This is a genomic window from Vibrio sp. A37 (assembly GCF_059777565.1).
On record NZ_JBLNLI010000006.1, the window covers coordinates 16,540 to 32,514 of the forward strand.

General features: G+C 42.8%; 11 protein-coding genes and 3 tRNA genes. 8 read left to right on the plus strand and 6 right to left on the minus strand.

The window, feature by feature from the left end:
* Positions 1 to 67: 67 nt before the first annotated feature.
* The 3 genes from ACM2FC_RS11930 (at position 68) to ACM2FC_RS11940 (ending at position 3,751) form a co-directional block, all read left to right on the plus strand.
* Entirely contained in the window at positions 68 to 688 is a 621-nt protein-coding gene (locus ACM2FC_RS11930; RefSeq protein WP_498481140.1) for an NAD(P)H-dependent oxidoreductase, read from the plus strand.
* Positions 685 to 2,601, plus strand: coding sequence for a monovalent cation:proton antiporter-2 (CPA2) family protein (locus ACM2FC_RS11935; RefSeq protein WP_498481141.1), 1,917 nt, complete (start codon positions 685 to 687; stop codon positions 2,599 to 2,601). The genes ACM2FC_RS11930 and ACM2FC_RS11935 overlap by 4 nt, the downstream gene beginning before the upstream one ends.
* 124 nt (positions 2,602 to 2,725) lie before the next feature.
* Positions 2,726 to 3,751, plus strand: coding sequence for an asparaginase (locus ACM2FC_RS11940; protein ID WP_498481142.1), 1,026 nt, complete (start codon positions 2,726 to 2,728; stop codon positions 3,749 to 3,751).
* Between the two features lie 58 nt (positions 3,752 to 3,809).
* Here the strand turns inward: ACM2FC_RS11940 and vexH are convergent, their stop codons facing one another.
* Complete coding sequence (gene vexH / locus ACM2FC_RS11945) at positions 3,810 to 6,920, minus strand: vibriobactin export RND transporter permease subunit VexH (protein ID WP_498481143.1); 3,111 nt, start codon at positions 6,918 to 6,920, stop codon at positions 3,810 to 3,812.
* Positions 6,921 to 6,922: 2 nt separating this feature from the next.
* Positions 6,923 to 7,975 carry an efflux RND transporter periplasmic adaptor subunit gene (locus ACM2FC_RS11950; RefSeq protein WP_498481145.1) on the minus strand — a complete coding sequence of 351 codons (1,053 nt, stop codon included), beginning with the start codon at positions 7,973 to 7,975 and terminating at the stop codon, positions 6,923 to 6,925.
* A 326-nt stretch (positions 7,976 to 8,301) separates the two neighbouring features.
* Between ACM2FC_RS11950 and ACM2FC_RS11955 the strand changes: the two genes are divergently transcribed.
* The 3 genes from ACM2FC_RS11955 to ACM2FC_RS11965 all read left to right on the plus strand — a co-directional run bounded on the left by ACM2FC_RS11955 (position 8,302) and on the right by ACM2FC_RS11965 (position 8,740).
* Positions 8,302 to 8,386: transfer RNA gene (locus ACM2FC_RS11955), tRNA-Tyr, on the plus strand.
* 92 nt (positions 8,387 to 8,478) lie between these two features.
* Positions 8,479 to 8,563 (plus strand) — tRNA-Tyr (locus ACM2FC_RS11960).
* 92 nt (positions 8,564 to 8,655) lie between these two features.
* Positions 8,656 to 8,740 (plus strand) — tRNA-Tyr (locus tag ACM2FC_RS11965).
* Positions 8,741 to 8,796: 56 nt separating this feature from the next.
* On the opposite strand, the gene treC is transcribed toward ACM2FC_RS11965, so the two are convergent.
* From treC to gmhB, 4 genes are all read right to left on the minus strand, one after another.
* Complete coding sequence (treC, locus tag ACM2FC_RS11970; RefSeq protein ID WP_498481146.1) at positions 8,797 to 10,482, minus strand: alpha,alpha-phosphotrehalase; 1,686 nt, start codon at positions 10,480 to 10,482, stop codon at positions 8,797 to 8,799.
* A gap of 58 nt (positions 10,483 to 10,540) precedes the next feature.
* Positions 10,541 to 11,965: a PTS trehalose transporter subunit IIBC gene (gene treB, locus ACM2FC_RS11975; protein WP_498481147.1), complete on the minus strand. Its 1,425-nt coding sequence runs from the start codon at positions 11,963 to 11,965 to the stop codon at positions 10,541 to 10,543.
* A 210-nt stretch (positions 11,966 to 12,175) separates the two neighbouring features.
* The gene (gene treR / locus ACM2FC_RS11980) at positions 12,176 to 13,132 is read right to left on the minus strand and encodes a trehalose operon repressor TreR (protein WP_498481148.1); all 957 of its coding nucleotides are present in this window, start codon (positions 13,130 to 13,132) and stop codon (positions 12,176 to 12,178) included.
* A 345-nt stretch (positions 13,133 to 13,477) separates the two neighbouring features.
* Entirely contained in the window at positions 13,478 to 14,032 is a 555-nt protein-coding gene (gene gmhB, locus ACM2FC_RS11985) for a D-glycero-beta-D-manno-heptose 1,7-bisphosphate 7-phosphatase (RefSeq protein ID WP_498481149.1), read from the minus strand.
* 235 nt (positions 14,033 to 14,267) lie between these two features.
* On the opposite strand from gmhB, the gene metN reads away from it, so the two are divergent.
* Together metN and ACM2FC_RS11995 are read left to right on the plus strand one after the other, a co-directional pair.
* Positions 14,268 to 15,302: a methionine ABC transporter ATP-binding protein MetN gene (gene metN, locus ACM2FC_RS11990; protein WP_498481150.1), complete on the plus strand. Its 1,035-nt coding sequence runs from the start codon at positions 14,268 to 14,270 to the stop codon at positions 15,300 to 15,302.
* Positions 15,292 to 15,969 carry a methionine ABC transporter permease gene (locus ACM2FC_RS11995; RefSeq protein WP_498481151.1) on the plus strand — a complete coding sequence of 226 codons (678 nt, stop codon included), beginning with the start codon at positions 15,292 to 15,294 and terminating at the stop codon, positions 15,967 to 15,969. Before metN ends, ACM2FC_RS11995 begins: the two co-directional genes overlap by 11 nt.
* The last annotated feature ends 6 nt before the right edge of the window (positions 15,970 to 15,975 follow it).

Here is a 15,975-nt window from a genome sequence, read left to right on the forward strand (position 1 = left end):
CATTTATAACAACATCAATGAATGATCAGCACATTGCCTATGAGATGTAATTGAGGTAACAGAAATTATGAATAAAAAGAAAGTTCTCGTTCTTTATGCGCATCCTTCCCAGCGCCGTAGTGAAGTTAACCAACCAATGTTCGACGCTGCTAAAAACGTGGAGAACGTCACTGGCGTAGATTTATATGCCGAATATCCGACTTACGATATCAACATCGATAAAGAACAACAGCGATTAGTCGAACATGATGTTATCGTATTTCAGTTTCCGCTTTATTGGTACTCCACACCTTCCATCTTAAAAGAGTGGCAAGATCTGGTTCTAGAATATGATTTTGCTTATGGGCACAATGGAACTGCACTGCACGGAAAAACACTCCTCTGCGTCATCTCGGCTGGTGGTAAAGCAGAAGCCTATCAAACCGATGGCTACAACCATTTTACAATTCGAGAGCTTCTTCATCCAATCGAACAAACGGCCAATTTAACGGGAATGAACTACATTGCACCATTCGCCATTTTCGGTTCGAGAACAGCGCTAGAGGAAAACAGAGTTGACACACATATCCAGCGATATCAGCAGTTACTGACTGCTTTGGTCGAAAATAGAGTTGATTTAGACAACGCTAGCAAAGTCGAAAAACTTAATCATCACTTGCAAGAGCTAGTTGAAGGAGGCATAAAATGACCGCCTATTTTCTACAAGCGTTTATATATTTAGTCGCCGCTGTCATTGCCGTTCCTATTGCGAAAAGGTTGGGTCTGGGCTCCGTTTTAGGCTACCTCATTGCAGGTGTCATTATTGGACCTATCCTAGGATTAGTTGGTAAAGAAACAACTACCATTCAGCATTTTGCCGAGTTCGGTGTTGTCATGATGCTGTTCTTAGTTGGGCTTGAATTGGAACCAAAATCTCTTTGGAGTATGCGCAATCGCTTACTGGGACTGGGGGGACTTCAAGTTGGTTTGACGACCGCACTAATCATGGTTCTTGCTCTATCAGTTGGTCAAATTTGGTCTATCTCACTCGCTATAGGTCTGATTTTCGCATTGTCTTCTACGGCTATCGTACTGCAAACATTCAACGAAAAAGGGCTGAGTAAAACAGAAGGAGGGCAAAATGCCTTCTCAGTATTACTGTTTCAAGATATCGCTGTTATCCCCATGCTCGCGTTTATTCCATTGCTAGCACTACCAGAATTGATTCAACAAGCGCAACAAGCATTAGGCGCAGCTGCAGAACATCATGAACAGTTAAGCTTGGTCGCTGGACTACCTAGCTGGGCTTATGGCCTAGTGATCATAATCTCGATCGCAGTGGTAGTGGTAGGTGGTCATTACCTCAGCCGCCCACTATTTCGCTTTGTCGCCACTTCTGGGCTAAGGGAAATTTTTACCGCGACGGCATTAATGCTCGTCGTAGGCATCGCCGCGTTAATGAGCCTTGTTGGCTTATCGCCTGCACTGGGAACATTCCTCGCTGGAGTGGTACTAGCAAACAGCGAATTTCGTCATGAGTTGGAGTCCAATATTGACCCTTTTAAAGGGTTGTTACTCGGCCTATTTTTTATCACTGTTGGCGCGGGGATAAACTTCTCGGTGCTGTTTGATAACTTTGCTCTAATCATCGGTATCACCGTCGGAGTAATGTTATTGAAAGCAGCGGTACTTTATATATTGGCGTTCATATTTAGAATTAAAAACAGCAACCGATGGCTATTTACTCTTAGCTTAGCTCAAGCTGGTGAATTCGGTTTTGTGCTACTCAGCTTTACGGTACAAAACCACGTCATTCCTGAAAGTATCGCTGAAACTTTATCGCTCGTTGTTGCCCTATCAATGTTCCTCACTCCAGGGTTATTTATTCTTTTTGACAAAGTCATTTTGCCGCGTTTTGAGCATCAATCTAACGACCGAGAAGCAGACACTATTGAAGAGAGAGGCAGCGTGATTATCGCGGGCATTGGACGATTCGGACAAATCGTTAATCGCCTTCTGGTTGCGAACGATATAAAGACGGTTGTTCTCGATCATCAAGCCGCGCAAGTGGATACGCTTAGAAAGATTAATACCAAAGCCTATTTTGGAGACGCAACTAAGCCAGATCTATTGCACACAGCAGGTATCGAAGAAGCATCAATGCTTGTCGTTGCTATTGATAATGAAGATAACAGTGTTGAATTGGTCAAATACGCTAAACACACCTACCCACACCTCAAGGTGTTAGCAAGAGCATTTGACCGTGGCCACGGCTATCGCCTACGCCAAGCTGGTGCAGATATTATAGAGTCAGAAACTTATCACTCTGCACTAGAAATTGCTTCAGCTTCAATGCGCGAACTTGGGTTGCACCCATTCTTTGTCGAACAACAGAAAAATAAATACAAGAAAACTGAAGCCACTCTATCGGATTCTTTGTACGAGGCGTGGGAAGATGACTCCGAAGGCGAACGTTATGACAACAACTTTCGTAAGCTATTCATGGAACTTGAAGCACAGCTAAAGCAAGGTATGGAGTCCGATCGCTCTGATAAGCACTCTAGAGTAGAGCGTGAATGGACACCACCTCCTAAGGGGTACGCAGATGAATTTCGCGATTAGGTAGCAGTGGTAAGCTCTACTTGGTTCTGTTAGTCAGCCTTACAAATACTCAAAATTATATAATTGATCTAGGATAGCCGATTGATATAACCTGAGCCTTGGACTTACTCTCGGAGAACTCTGAATGATGAGCAGCGACGATAAATCCTCAGGCTTTTCGGCGAAGCAATGTAATAACAGCTTACCTAATATTAAAGTGCTTGGGACTGGCGGAACTATTTCTGCTAGTTCACATGATGTGACGGATGTAACCAACTACCAATCTGGCGAGTTAACAATCCAATCAATTTTAGAAACAGTGCCTGACATAGATAAAGTTGCCAGTATATCCGCTGCACAAATTACGAATACATCTAGCACGGACATAAATTCAGCGATCTTATTAAAAATAAGCAAGCAAGTGAACGAGCTGTTGCAAGGTAATACGTCGGGGGTTGTCATAACGCATGGGACAAATACGTTAGAAGAAACAGCCTTTTTTCTTGAGCTAACAGCACAAACAACCAAGCCCATAGTACTCGTTGGTGCCATGAGACCCGCGACGGCAATCAGCTCTGATGGCCCTATGAACCTATTGAATGCAATCAAGCTAGCCGCAAGCTCTGAAGCAATTAACCGAGGTGTCTTGATTACACTTAACGACTACATTGGTTCTGCTTACTATACTACCAAAACCCATTCCACCTCGTTAGACACTTTTAAGGCTGCAGATCAAGGCTATTTAGGGCAATTTGTCGGTGGCGAACCTAAATTCTACTACCAACCAACGAGACCGGTTCATCTCGCGAACTTCAACGTTTCCGATACCCACAGCCTACCTGAAGTGAATATCCTTTATGGTTATCAAGATATGTCAGTCAATCACCTTATGGCGCTCATAAATGCAGGTTCAGATGGACTCGTGATCGCTTCAATGGGTAACGGTTCTATTCCACAAAGTGTCAAAACTAAGCTAGCTGAACTGAAAAGTAATGGCTACCCGGTTGTTTTAGCAACGCGAAGTGGAAGTGGGTACGTCACGCATAAAGACTTTGCCATTGCTTCTGGTTTCCTCAACCCGCAAAAGGCTCGCATACTGCTCATGCTAGCATTAACAAGAACGACTTCAATCGATGAGATTGAAAAAATATTTGCAACCGACGAAGTGTAGGTTCCCCGCAAAATCTCTGCGTAGAAACCTATGCTATCACTATTTTTATCCAGCTTGGTCAATGAGTTGAACGTGATTTCACATCATGGCTAAGCTCTCTGTTGAGCTCTTCCTCCACATGTCCCGGTGCTCTTGTCGATTTCGAGATCAACCGATACATTGCAGGAATAACAAATAACGTAACTAAAGTGGCAAAAGCCATACCGAAAAAGATAACTGTACCGACAGCCACGCGACTTTCATAACCTGCACCAGTAGAGAGGATCAAAGGAATCGAGCCAGCCAAGGTCGTAAATGCCGTCATAAGAATAGGCCTTAAACGGCGAGCAGACGCATCAACAATCGCTTTGTTAAACTCTATGCCTCGGTCTCTCAGCTGGTTGGCAAATTCAACAATTAGAATGCCGTTTTTCGTCACCATACCAATCAACATCACCATACCGATTTGGCTGTAGATGTTCATTCCTTGTTGCATAATGACTAAGCCTAAAAAGCCACCAAACACCCCCATTGGAACCGTGAACATAACGACTAGCGGATTAATAAAGCTTTCAAACTGAGCACACAAAACTAGGTAAGCCACTAATAATGCCAAGCCAAAAACGACCAGCACACTGGATTGATTTTCTTTGAAGTCTTTCGATTCACCTGAATAACTGACTGAAACATCACTAGGCAATATCTCTATCGCTTTCTCGTCAAGGTAGTCCAGTGCTTGACCCAAAGTGTATCCATTGGAAAGATTGGCCGAAACGGTGACTGACTTTTGTTTATTGTAGTGAGACAGCTTAATTGAAGATGCTACCTCTTCGATTTTGGCCAATGAGTCCAAAGTCACCAGCTGACCTGATGCTGTTCTCATGTATATCTGGCTCAAATCAGCTGAGTTGTTAAAGCTGTTTTCGTCTCCTCGCAAATAGACATCATACTCTTCACCTCTATCGACATACGTAGTCTCACTTTTACCGCCAAGCATTATCTCTAAAGTATCTGAAATATCAGCCGCACTGATCCCCAGCTCAGCCGCGCGCTGCTTATCAATGGCAACCACTAGCTCTGGCGTTTTTTCTGAATAGTTAATTTCAGCCCCTTCCATCAAAGGTGAGTTTTCCGCTTCAATTTTCAGCTTCTCTGCCCACTGCTTTAACTCTTCGTAATCAGGGCCTCCTAAAACAAATTGAACTGGCTCACTGGAACCACCTCTGAATCCAGGCATAAACGGAAACACCCGAACATCAGGGATACCTGCTAACGCCTTACGAACCTCACCTAACGCTTTTTGCGCAGTAATATCTCTATCATTCCAATCCTCTAATATCATGATGACAAAACCAGTTTGATCACCAGCGTTACCACCAAAAGCAGGAGATTGAATACTAAACGACTTAAGGAATCCTTTACCGAGCAGCGGCATCAACCGCTCCTCAACCAAGTCCATATTTGCCGCCATACGGTTATAACTTGTCGCGTCAGCGCCTCGTACGAATGCAAAAATGACCCCTCTGTCTTCTGATGGTGTAAGTTGAGAAGGCACTTGTTTGAGCAGCAAATAGCTTCCACCAATACAGAGCAAAATGATAAACGGCGCAAACCAACTCCATTGAATGGCTCTTTTGAGCGCTCGGCGATATATACCTTCTAATTTGGAAAATGAAGAGTCGACAAAACGGTTGAAACGATTTGGTTTCACGTTCAACTTTAGTAGCTTACTCGCGAGCACCGGCGTCAGCGTTAATGCAATAAGTGAAGAAAAGATCACCGACATTGCAAGCAGCACCGAAAACTCAGTGAATAACAAGCCAACCATGCCATCCATAAATGAGATAGGAAGGAAAACCATCACTAAAACAAGTGTTGTGGCCACGACAGCAAAACCCACTTCTCTAGTGCCTTTAAAAGCCGCGAGTAACGGCTTCTCACCTCTTTCAATATGATGGAAAATGTTTTCTACCACCACGATGGCATCATCCACGACCAAACCAATGGATAGAATGAGCGCCATTAAAGTAATCAGATTGATTGAGAAACCAAAATAATACGCCGCAATAAATGAAGAGATCAGCGAAACTGGAACGGTAACGGCTGGTATTAATGTCGCTCTTACTTGACCGATAAAAATATACAACACCAATATCACTAAGCCGCCAGTGATAAATAACGTGTTGTAGACCTCAGAAATGGAGCGATCAATAAATACCGTCGAGTCATAATCAATCGCTAAGCGAGTTCCATCCGGCAAAAACTGCTGAATACTGTCAACTTGTTTGTGGACTGCATCAGCAACTTGCAAAGGGTTCGCATCCGATTGAGGGACAATTCCCATACTCACATTCACCACACCATCACTTTTGAAGGTGGAGCTTTCATTCTGAGCGCCAACAAAGACGTCAGCCACATCCTTTAAGTAAATTGGCGTGTTATCACTGGCGCGCTTAACCACTAAGTAGTCGAAATCTTCTGGAGTTAAATAAGCGCGAGCAGTGCGCACCGACATAACAATAGAATCGTTGCGAATTTGACCGCCCGGGCGCTCGATGTTTTCATCGCTGAGCGCATCGGTGATATCCTTTGTAGTAACGCCGCGCCCGGCCATTTGATCTGGCTTGAGCTTAACGTACATCACCTTATTCAGCCCACCGGTTACATTGATTGAACTCACACCGGGAATTAGACTAAATCGGTCTAAAAGCACCCTATTGACGTAGTCTGTTAACTGAGTGCGGTCCATAGTCGACGAACTTAAGTTCACATAAAGAGACGCCTCACCTGAGCCATTATTTTTGTATACTATCGGTTCAGATGCTTCATCAGGTAAAGAATTTAATGCCCTTGAAACTGCGTCTCTGACATCACTCACTCCGGTTGTTAAGTCGTAACCCAATTCAAAGGTAATGGTAATTCGAGACATGCTGTTTCGAGTTGTAGAGGATATTTCATCTATCCCACTGATACCTGAAAGTTGATCTTCCAATACAGAGGTGATTTGGTTTTCTATGATCGTCGCTGAAGCGCCTTCATATCGTGTCGAAATAGACACAACTGGGCTTTCGATATCCGGCATCTCACGCACTGCTAACTTGGAAAAAGAGACTAAACCAAATACACAAAGTAGCAAACTGAAAACGACAGCTGCGACAGGTCGCTTAACCGATACATCTGACAACCACATGATTAAGCTTCCTTCTTAACTGGCTTTCCGTTTTTATCCACTTCAGTCACTGTGACGCCATCGCGCATATTAACAATGCCTTGAACAACGATTTTTTGCCCAATATCCAAGCCTTTGTTAATCACAACTTGATTATCAATTCTCGCTCCCAGCCAAACTTCCGTTCGAGTTGCTTTGTTGTCTTGACCAATCACGTAGACATATCGCTTAGTTCCAGAATATTGCAGAGCTTGAACTGGGATGATTGGTGCAGTTACAGCAGGAAGTTGAATGCCTACAGATAACAACATGCCAGGCTTGAGCTGTTTGGAATGATTCTCAAACTGAATACGTACTTTCATATTCAACGTCTCGGGGTTGATTCGGGTATCAATCGCGCTAATCTTGCCTTCAAACTCATCATCTCCCCAAGCGCTTGTTGTACCTGTAACTTTCATCCCAGTGTTTAATTTGGATAAGTATCGCTCAGGTACAGACAGATCGAGGCGCATCGTAGATAGGTCATCTAATGTCATCAACTCAGTCCCTGAACTGACGTACTGCCCGCGACTGAAGCTAATAAATCCAACGGTGCCACTAAAAGGAGCGCGAATATACATATCACTCAAATTCGCCTCAGCAGCATCTAATCGTGCTTTGGCAATTTCTACGCTGGCTTTTTGCGCATCAATTTCGGTCAGGGTAATAGCATTACGCTTGGATAGTCTTTCAAACTCGTTGAGTTTTCTTTGTTCATCTTTTAGGTAGGCTTTTGCTTCGGCTACTTCGGCAAGCGCTTTATTGTCTTCTAACAAGACAAGGAGCTGACCTTGTTTGACTTGTTGGTTGGCTTTGGTGGCAATCTTTTCAACTTTGCCCGCGACTTCAGAAGAAATATTGACTGATTGCTCCGCTTCTAGTTTACCGACTAAAGTAAGGCTTTGAGAGACTTGATGAGTCGCAACCTGTTCTGTGACCACAGATACGGCTTGCGTTCTTGCTGGCCCTTGTGCCTGAGCCCCAAAAGAGTGGAAAAACAAAGCAGCTACAATTGATACAATTGCTAATCTTTTCATTATTATACTATCCCTGTAAATCAGCTATTGGCATTCTAACAGCATGGTGAATGTTTTAACGTAAAGCTATGTAAATTAAAATCAGTAAAGCGTAACTATCCATGTAGCATTACTGTATTAGTACTCCAACAATCTTAGTCTTGTTGTTTTAGGCATCGAAAACAATTAATAATCCCCCACTTTGTCCAAAAAGGAAGCATTTAATTCAAAAGTATAAGAAAAGTCTTTACAGAAAAAGCAAGTTTGCTATGATGCGCTCCGCACTTGAGAGATGTGTTGGGAAAACATTTCTTAAGCTTACTTTTTAAAAAGTAAGAAAACACCCTGGAGGGGTTCCCGAGTGGCCAAAGGGAGCAGACTGTAAATCTGCCGGCTCCGCCTTCGATGGTTCGAATCCGTCCCCCTCCACCATATTCTTTCGTATTACGTCAATACGAAAACACTTGAGTAATGTGTTGGGAAAACATTTCTTAAGCTTACTTCTGAAAGTAAGAAAACACCCTGGAGGGGTTCCCGAGTGGCCAAAGGGAGCAGACTGTAAATCTGCCGGCTCCGCCTTCGATGGTTCGAATCCGTCCCCCTCCACCATATTCTTTCGTATTTCGTTAATACGAAAACACTTGAGTAATGTGTTGGGAAAACATTTCTTAAGCTTACTTCTGAAAGTAAGAAAACACCCTGGAGGGGTTCCCGAGTGGCCAAAGGGAGCAGACTGTAAATCTGCCGGCTCCGCCTTCGATGGTTCGAATCCGTCCCCCTCCACCATATTTCAACTGTCTCAGTTGTGAAAAATCCAGCTCAATGAGCTGGATTTTTTGTTTCTACGCTTCGATTAATATAACTCTTGTCTCGTAAGGCCGCAGTTTTAGACAGTTTTCCACTGGGCCGTCACCGATATCCTTATAGTTACCAATTAAGTATCGCGCAGTATTTAAATCACAGCTTTTATCCAACTCAAATGTGGTTTCTTCAGCGTAGAAATTATTTACGCAGATGAGTCTCTGATCGTGATTTTGGCGTTGGTAAACAAATATCGATTGGTCATTTGGCAATAGATCTTGATAATCACCATCGGTAATAACAGGAACGTCCTTGCGCAGCTGGATCAGCTTTTGATAGAAATAAAAAACCGAGTCTACATTATCGATTGCATAATTTGCGTTTATCTCAGGGTAGTTTTCTGCCACCTCCAACCAAGGTGTACCCTTAGTAAACCCACCATGTGCTGAGTTATTCCACTGCATTGGTGTACGAGAGTTATCACGAGATTTTTGCGCCAAAATAGCCATCATATCTCGGTGAGTCACATCCCCTTGTTTAACCATAATGTCGTACATGTTGATACTTTCTACATCTCGATACTGAGTAATATCAGCGTAACCAGGGTTCGTCATACCAATCTCCTCACCCTGATAGATGTAGGGAGTGCCTTGCATCATATGAAGAGCCGCTGCTAACATTTTCGCTGACTCAACTCGATACTCTACATCATTTCCCAACCGGCTCACTATTCGCGGTTGATCGTGGTTACACCAGAACAATGCTCCCCAGCCTTGCCCATTTAAGCCAGTTTGCCATTTATTGAAGATCTTCTTCAGTTCAATAAAATCAAATGGTGCTCGAGTCCATTTTTCACCGTTTGGATAATCTACCTTCAAGTGGTGAAAGTTAAATACCATCGACAACTCTTTACCATCTAGAGACGAATATTGCTGACAATGGTCCAAAGTTGTTGATGACATTTCTCCAACGGTGACGCTACCATACTTTTGAAAAATATCTTCGCTAATCTCTTGTAAATACTCATGAACTTTAGGCCCATCGGTATAATAACAGCGACCATCGCCTTGTAAGTCATTCGGAAAGGCTTGATCTTTAGAGATAAGGTTGATGACGTCTAGTCGAAAGCCATCCACCCCCTTCTCTGCCCAAAAGCTAATCACACTTTTCACATCTTGACGAACATTTGGATTTTCCCAATTTAAATCTGCTTGCTCCTTAGCAAATAAGTGTAGGTAATATTGGTTTGAGTTTTCATCAAGTCCCCACGCACTGCCGCCAAACTTGGATTGCCAGTTGTTTGGAACACCGTCATTAACTGGATCTTTCCAGATATAATAGTCTCTATAGCGACTTCTCGGGTTGGCCAAAGCTTGTTGAAACCATTCATGTTCCGTGGATGTATGGTTTACGACAATATCCATGATGATCTTAATGCCCAACTTATGTGACTTCTCAAGCAACGCATCAAAATCTTGCATAGTGCCAAAATCAGGGTTAATGGCATAATAGTCTGATATATCGTAGCCGTTATCGATCATCGGCGATTGATAGACTGGCGTCAGCCAGATAGCTTCAACACCGAGAAAACTAAGGTATTCAAGCTTGGAAATGATCCCTTGAATATCACCTACGCCTTTATCGCCGCTATCACAAAAACTTTTTGGGTAGATCTGATAAATCGTAGCAGTCTTCCACCAATCGCTTTTACGTTCTAGTTTTTTCATTTATGAATTCCATTACAGTAATCAGGGGCCAAATTCCTTCACTCAGCCCCAAGTGTTTTTAAGCTTCAGCCGCTTCTAACTGACCTTTCATCTCTGCTCTTTTGTAAAAGAACACGGTCAATACGATAGGTGCAACAATGGCAACCAGCATAGCGATGAGATATATGCCCCAAAACTGAGGCTTAATAGACAAGATACCTGGCAATCCGCCGACACCGATCCCATTTGCCATTACGCCAGCGACCCCACAGACCCCTGCAGCCATTGAGCTACCAATCATGGCGCTGAGCATCGGGAATTTATATTTCAGATTGATACCGTACATGGCAGGTTCAGTCACACCGAGATAAGCAGAAATTGCAGCTGGAATGGAAATATCTCTTTCGCCATGTTTTTTACTAATAATAATGATGCCAACTACAGCCGACGCTTGAGCAATGTTGGATAGAGCGATAATTGGCCAAATAGGCGTACCACCTAAGTCATGCATTAACTGAAGATCAACCGCGTTCGTCGTGTGGTGAATACCAGTGATAACTAGCGGTGCATATAAAAAGCCAAAGACCATTGACCCTAGTACCGCAAAGTCCCCCGTCATCGCTGCTTTCGCTACAGCACCAACACCATCACCGATGTCACGACCAATCGGGCCAATGATTGCGTGAGCAAGGACCACTGCAGCCACAAGCGAGACAAATGGTACAACAACTAAATACAAGTAAGCAGGAACAATTTTTTTCAAGTTTGTTTCAATTAGGGCTAATACAACACCCGCTAATACGGCTGGTATAACCTGAGCTTGATAGCCCACTTGCTCAATAGTAAACCAACCAAAATCCCAAACTTGTGGGATCTGTTTGCCAATATCATAGGCGTTCATCAGCTGTGGCGAGACTAGTGTGATACCCAAAGTGATACCGAGTATTGGCGTGCCGCCAAGCTTTTTCACGGTTGACCAACAAACACCGACAGGAAGGAAAAAGAAGATAGCCTCTCCTATCAGCCACAAAAAGGAATAAACTGTCGCCCAAAATTGGCTGATTTCAGTTAGTGATTGACCCTCAAACATTTTGATATCGCCAATCAAGTTTCTAAAACCTAAAATCAAACCACCTGTAATAATCGCAGGTAGCAATGGAACAAATATTTCCGCTAAATGAGAAATCCCGCGCTCTAGAATATTCATATTTTTTCTAGCCGCTTGTTTTGAGTCATCTTTGGATGCTTCTGTTTTGCCAGATAACTTCAGAAGTACCGCATATACCTGATCTACTTCAGTTCCTACAACAACTTGAAATTGACCTGCGTTCGTAAAGCACCCTTTTACAAAATTGATAGATTCAAGTTGGTCTTTCTGAGCTTTATCAGTGTTGTTCAGCACGAACCTCAGTCTGGTTAAACAATGACTTACGCTCGCAATATTTTCACTACCTCCGACAAACTCAATTAGACTCTCTACGTCCTTATTCGAAATCTTACCCATGTTTATGTCCACCGAAACTTATTTTCGTCCAACAGGCTATTCGTCATTAACATCTCTTCTATCAACCAGACAAATTAGCCAAACCTATTTACAACCACAGTGGGAATGTTCCCATTTGCGAGCAATATTGTCATAAATTAGCCAGAATGAAAATACGATATAGCAGGATTAGTTGAATACGATCACAGTATAAATCTGAATCAGTATCGACTACTTAAGAGCATCCAGTAATGGGGATTGAGTAATATGAACAGGGTCAGACTTAGATTTTAAGTTAGCAATCAAAACCTTAACGGCTTTTTCTCCAGCCTCTGCGTACCCTGGGTCAATACTGTATGTATTCGGAAACATAAATGACAGAAGCTCATTGCCACCAACACCCGTTACGACAATATCTTCTCTACCCAGCTCTTTGAGCCTTTTGATCACACCTATTGCTAATGAGTCACTTGCGCAAACAATGGCTTCTGTGTCTTCAGTAAGTACAGCATCAACCTGTTGATAAGCACTTTCATAGCTCAGTTCACCGGTTTGATATGAAGGAGAAAAACCTTGTATTTCACACCAAGATAAATAAGCATTTAAACGCATTTCACCCGTCGTCTTGTCACTAGGGTCAACGCCAACATAAGAGATGTTTTTCAAACCTTGATCAGTTAGGTGCTTGAGAGTACCTAGAATGACGCCTTGATTGTCATAGTTAATGGAAGAGATTAGATCAGTATGCATTGCAATGACTATTGCTCTTTCTTGCCACTGAGCAAGCGACTCAATATCAATATCAGTGAAACCAAACACAATAACGCCGTCAACATTACGCTTTTTAAGTACATCTAAATGCTCATTGGTTTTTGCCGTGTCGAAGCGACTTTCCATAATCACAGCGTCATAACCAAGTGCATACAGCTCGCTTAGTATTCTACTGACGACTTTGTTTTCTGAGGCTGAATCTAACCTTGAAATAATGACGCCAATCACTTTCTGGCTGCCACCCCGCATTGACTGGGCAGATTTAGAAGGCACATAACCATGCTTTGCTATGATTCGCTCTACTCTTGCGCGAGTTTCCACCCTCACTTTAGGATCGTTGGTCAATACTCTAGATACCGTGGATTTACCGACTCCAGAAAGTTTTGCTATATCTACAATGGTGAGTTTTTTATTCATAAATGTATTAAGACTAGATTCAGCAGACTTAGAATTATACCCAAGTGACTTCAAGATGCATTATTCAGAGTGAATTCAGTGTCTTCAATTTGAAGAAAACAGCCGCAGGGATGGTCCCTTTCAAGGAGGCTTGACGTAGAAGTGGAGACACTGAATCACTCCCAAAGGGCGAGCATCTTGAGGTTACTTGGGTATACACCGTTTAACAAGAGTTTAGTGGTGACAAAAATTTATCATAGCGATAATTTGTAATATCTTTATACAATACAATGCTTATGTGGAACATTTATACTAACTTAAGAAGCATAAGCAAATAAAGTACTTATGCTCCAAGGCCAACACACTTTAAGCATTTCGAATATAGTTAGGCACGTCTTTAATGCTATCTAGAACAATGTCCGCTATCGATTGGCCTTTTTCTGTGACAGGCTTGCCAGTACGAACCAAAACTTTTGTACCAACACCAGCAGCTTTAGCGGCCATAAGATCTTCCGCTTTATCGCCAACCATCACCGAATTTTCCATATCGATATCTAAGTAATCTTTTGCTGACAAAAACATTCCGGGTTTTGGCTTCCTGCAATCACATTCCTGCTTATATTTGCCCTGACCATGTTCAGCATGATGTGGGCAATAGTAGAAGCCATCAAACTCCACACCATTGTCAATGAAGTTCCAGTCCATCCATTGGGTAAGAGAAAGAAAACGATCTTCAGTAAAATAGCCTCGTGCAATACCAGCTTGGTTGGTCACTAGCACCAACAAATACCCCATTTCCTGAAACTGCTTCGTCGCTTCAAATACCCCGTCAATGAAGTCAAATTCATGCTCATCATGGACATATCCATGGTCAACATTAATCACACCGTCACGATCTAAAAACACTGCTGGTTTTGGCAAAATTTCGTACTCTTGTTATGGGCTGCTGTTGGCAATGATTATCGCACGCTTTATATCTATGACTCAAACAACCAATCATTCACTACCTATTCACCAAATGACAACTAACTCAACAAAGATAATTTTAGACGTCTAGACGTAAAAATATCTATTGACTTATATCGGTGAAACTCATAGCATCCGTCCCTACTCATAAGAGATAAGTTAAAATCTGGGAAGCTGTACAGGCGACAAGATGATCGAGATAAATCAAGTCAACAAAATCTTCTATCAAGGCAGTAAAGAAATTCCTGCTTTGAAAGACATTAACCTCAACATTGCTCAAGGGACCATCTTCGGTGTTATTGGGTCATCTGGTGCAGGTAAAAGCACATTAATTCGCTGCGTAAACATGCTAGAAGCGCCTACTTCTGGCTCAGTTGTCGTTGATGGCGTCGATCTCACTACATTAAGTCAATCTCAACTTGGCAAAGCTCGTCGTAACATCGGCATGATCTTCCAGCATTTTAACCTATTGTCTTCCAGAACAGTTTTTGGCAACGTTGCACTTCCTCTTGAGCTAGCCAAAATAGACAAAGCTTCTATAGAAAAAAAGGTTGTCGAGCTTCTTGAACTAGTTGGTTTAGCAGACAAAAGAGAAACTTACCCTGCAAATCTGAGTGGTGGTCAAAAGCAGCGTGTTGCGATAGCAAGAGCCTTGGCATCGGATCCAAAAGTTCTGCTATGTGATGAAGCGACCAGTGCTTTGGATCCCGCAACAACTCAATCCATTTTAGAGCTGCTTAAAGAGATAAATCGCAAATTAAACCTGACTGTCTTGCTTATTACTCACGAGATGGATGTAGTAAAAAGTATCTGCCATGAAGTTGCTATTATCGGTGATGGCCGTTTAGTTGAAAAAGGAACCGTCGGTGAGATCTTTGCCCACCCTAAAACTGACCTCGCTCATAAGTTTATTCGCTCGACATTGGACCTGACCATACCTGAAGATTTCGAAAAAAGGCTCAGTGAAACACGTGTAGAAGGTAGCCATCCGTTACTGAGACTAGAGTTCACTGGAGCGACAGTAAAGGCACCACTAATGTCACAGATTTCGCGCAAGTTTAATATTGATATCAGCATCTTAAGCTCAGACATCGACTACGCTGGCGGTGTTAAATTCGGCATGATGTTAGCTGAAATGTTCGGTAGTGAGAAAGATGATAATGCTGCCATCGAGTTTCTTCGCGATCACCATGTAAAAGTAGAGGTACTAGGTTATGTTGTTTGATTCAATGATAGACTGGCTGAACCAAAATGGTGGCCTTATCGGTAACGCCACCCTACAAACCTTATACATGGTGGGTGTTGCTGGCATTGTGGGTTTCATTGTTGGTACTCCTCTTGGTGTGATTTTACATATCACCAAAAAAGGCGGGCTCATCGAAAATACCGCGCTCAATAAAACGCTAGGTGCCATTGTCAACATTGGCCGCTCTGTGCCATTTATTGTGTTGATGGTTGCCATCATCCCAGTCACAAAATTATTAGTCGGAACCTTTATAGGAACCTCTGCTGCCATTGTTCCGCTGACTATTGGTGCTATTCCGTTTATCGCACGATTAATTGAAGGTGCTCTGATTGAAGTGCCAACTGGACTAGTTGAAGCCGCTCAGTCTATGGGGGCTACGCCGATACAAATCATTACTAAAGTACTTCTACCGGAAGCACTACCAACGATAATCAACTCAATCACAATCACACTTGTGACCCTAGTGAGTTACTCTGCTATGGCAGGTACTGTCGGGGGTGGCGGTTTGGGTGATGTTGCGATTCGATACGGTTTCTATCGATATGATATCGCCGTCATGGCCGCTACTATCGTATTGCTCATTGTGATCGTACAAATTGTCCAATCTGTTGGCGACGCTATAGTGCGCCGAGTAGATCATAAATAATTCATG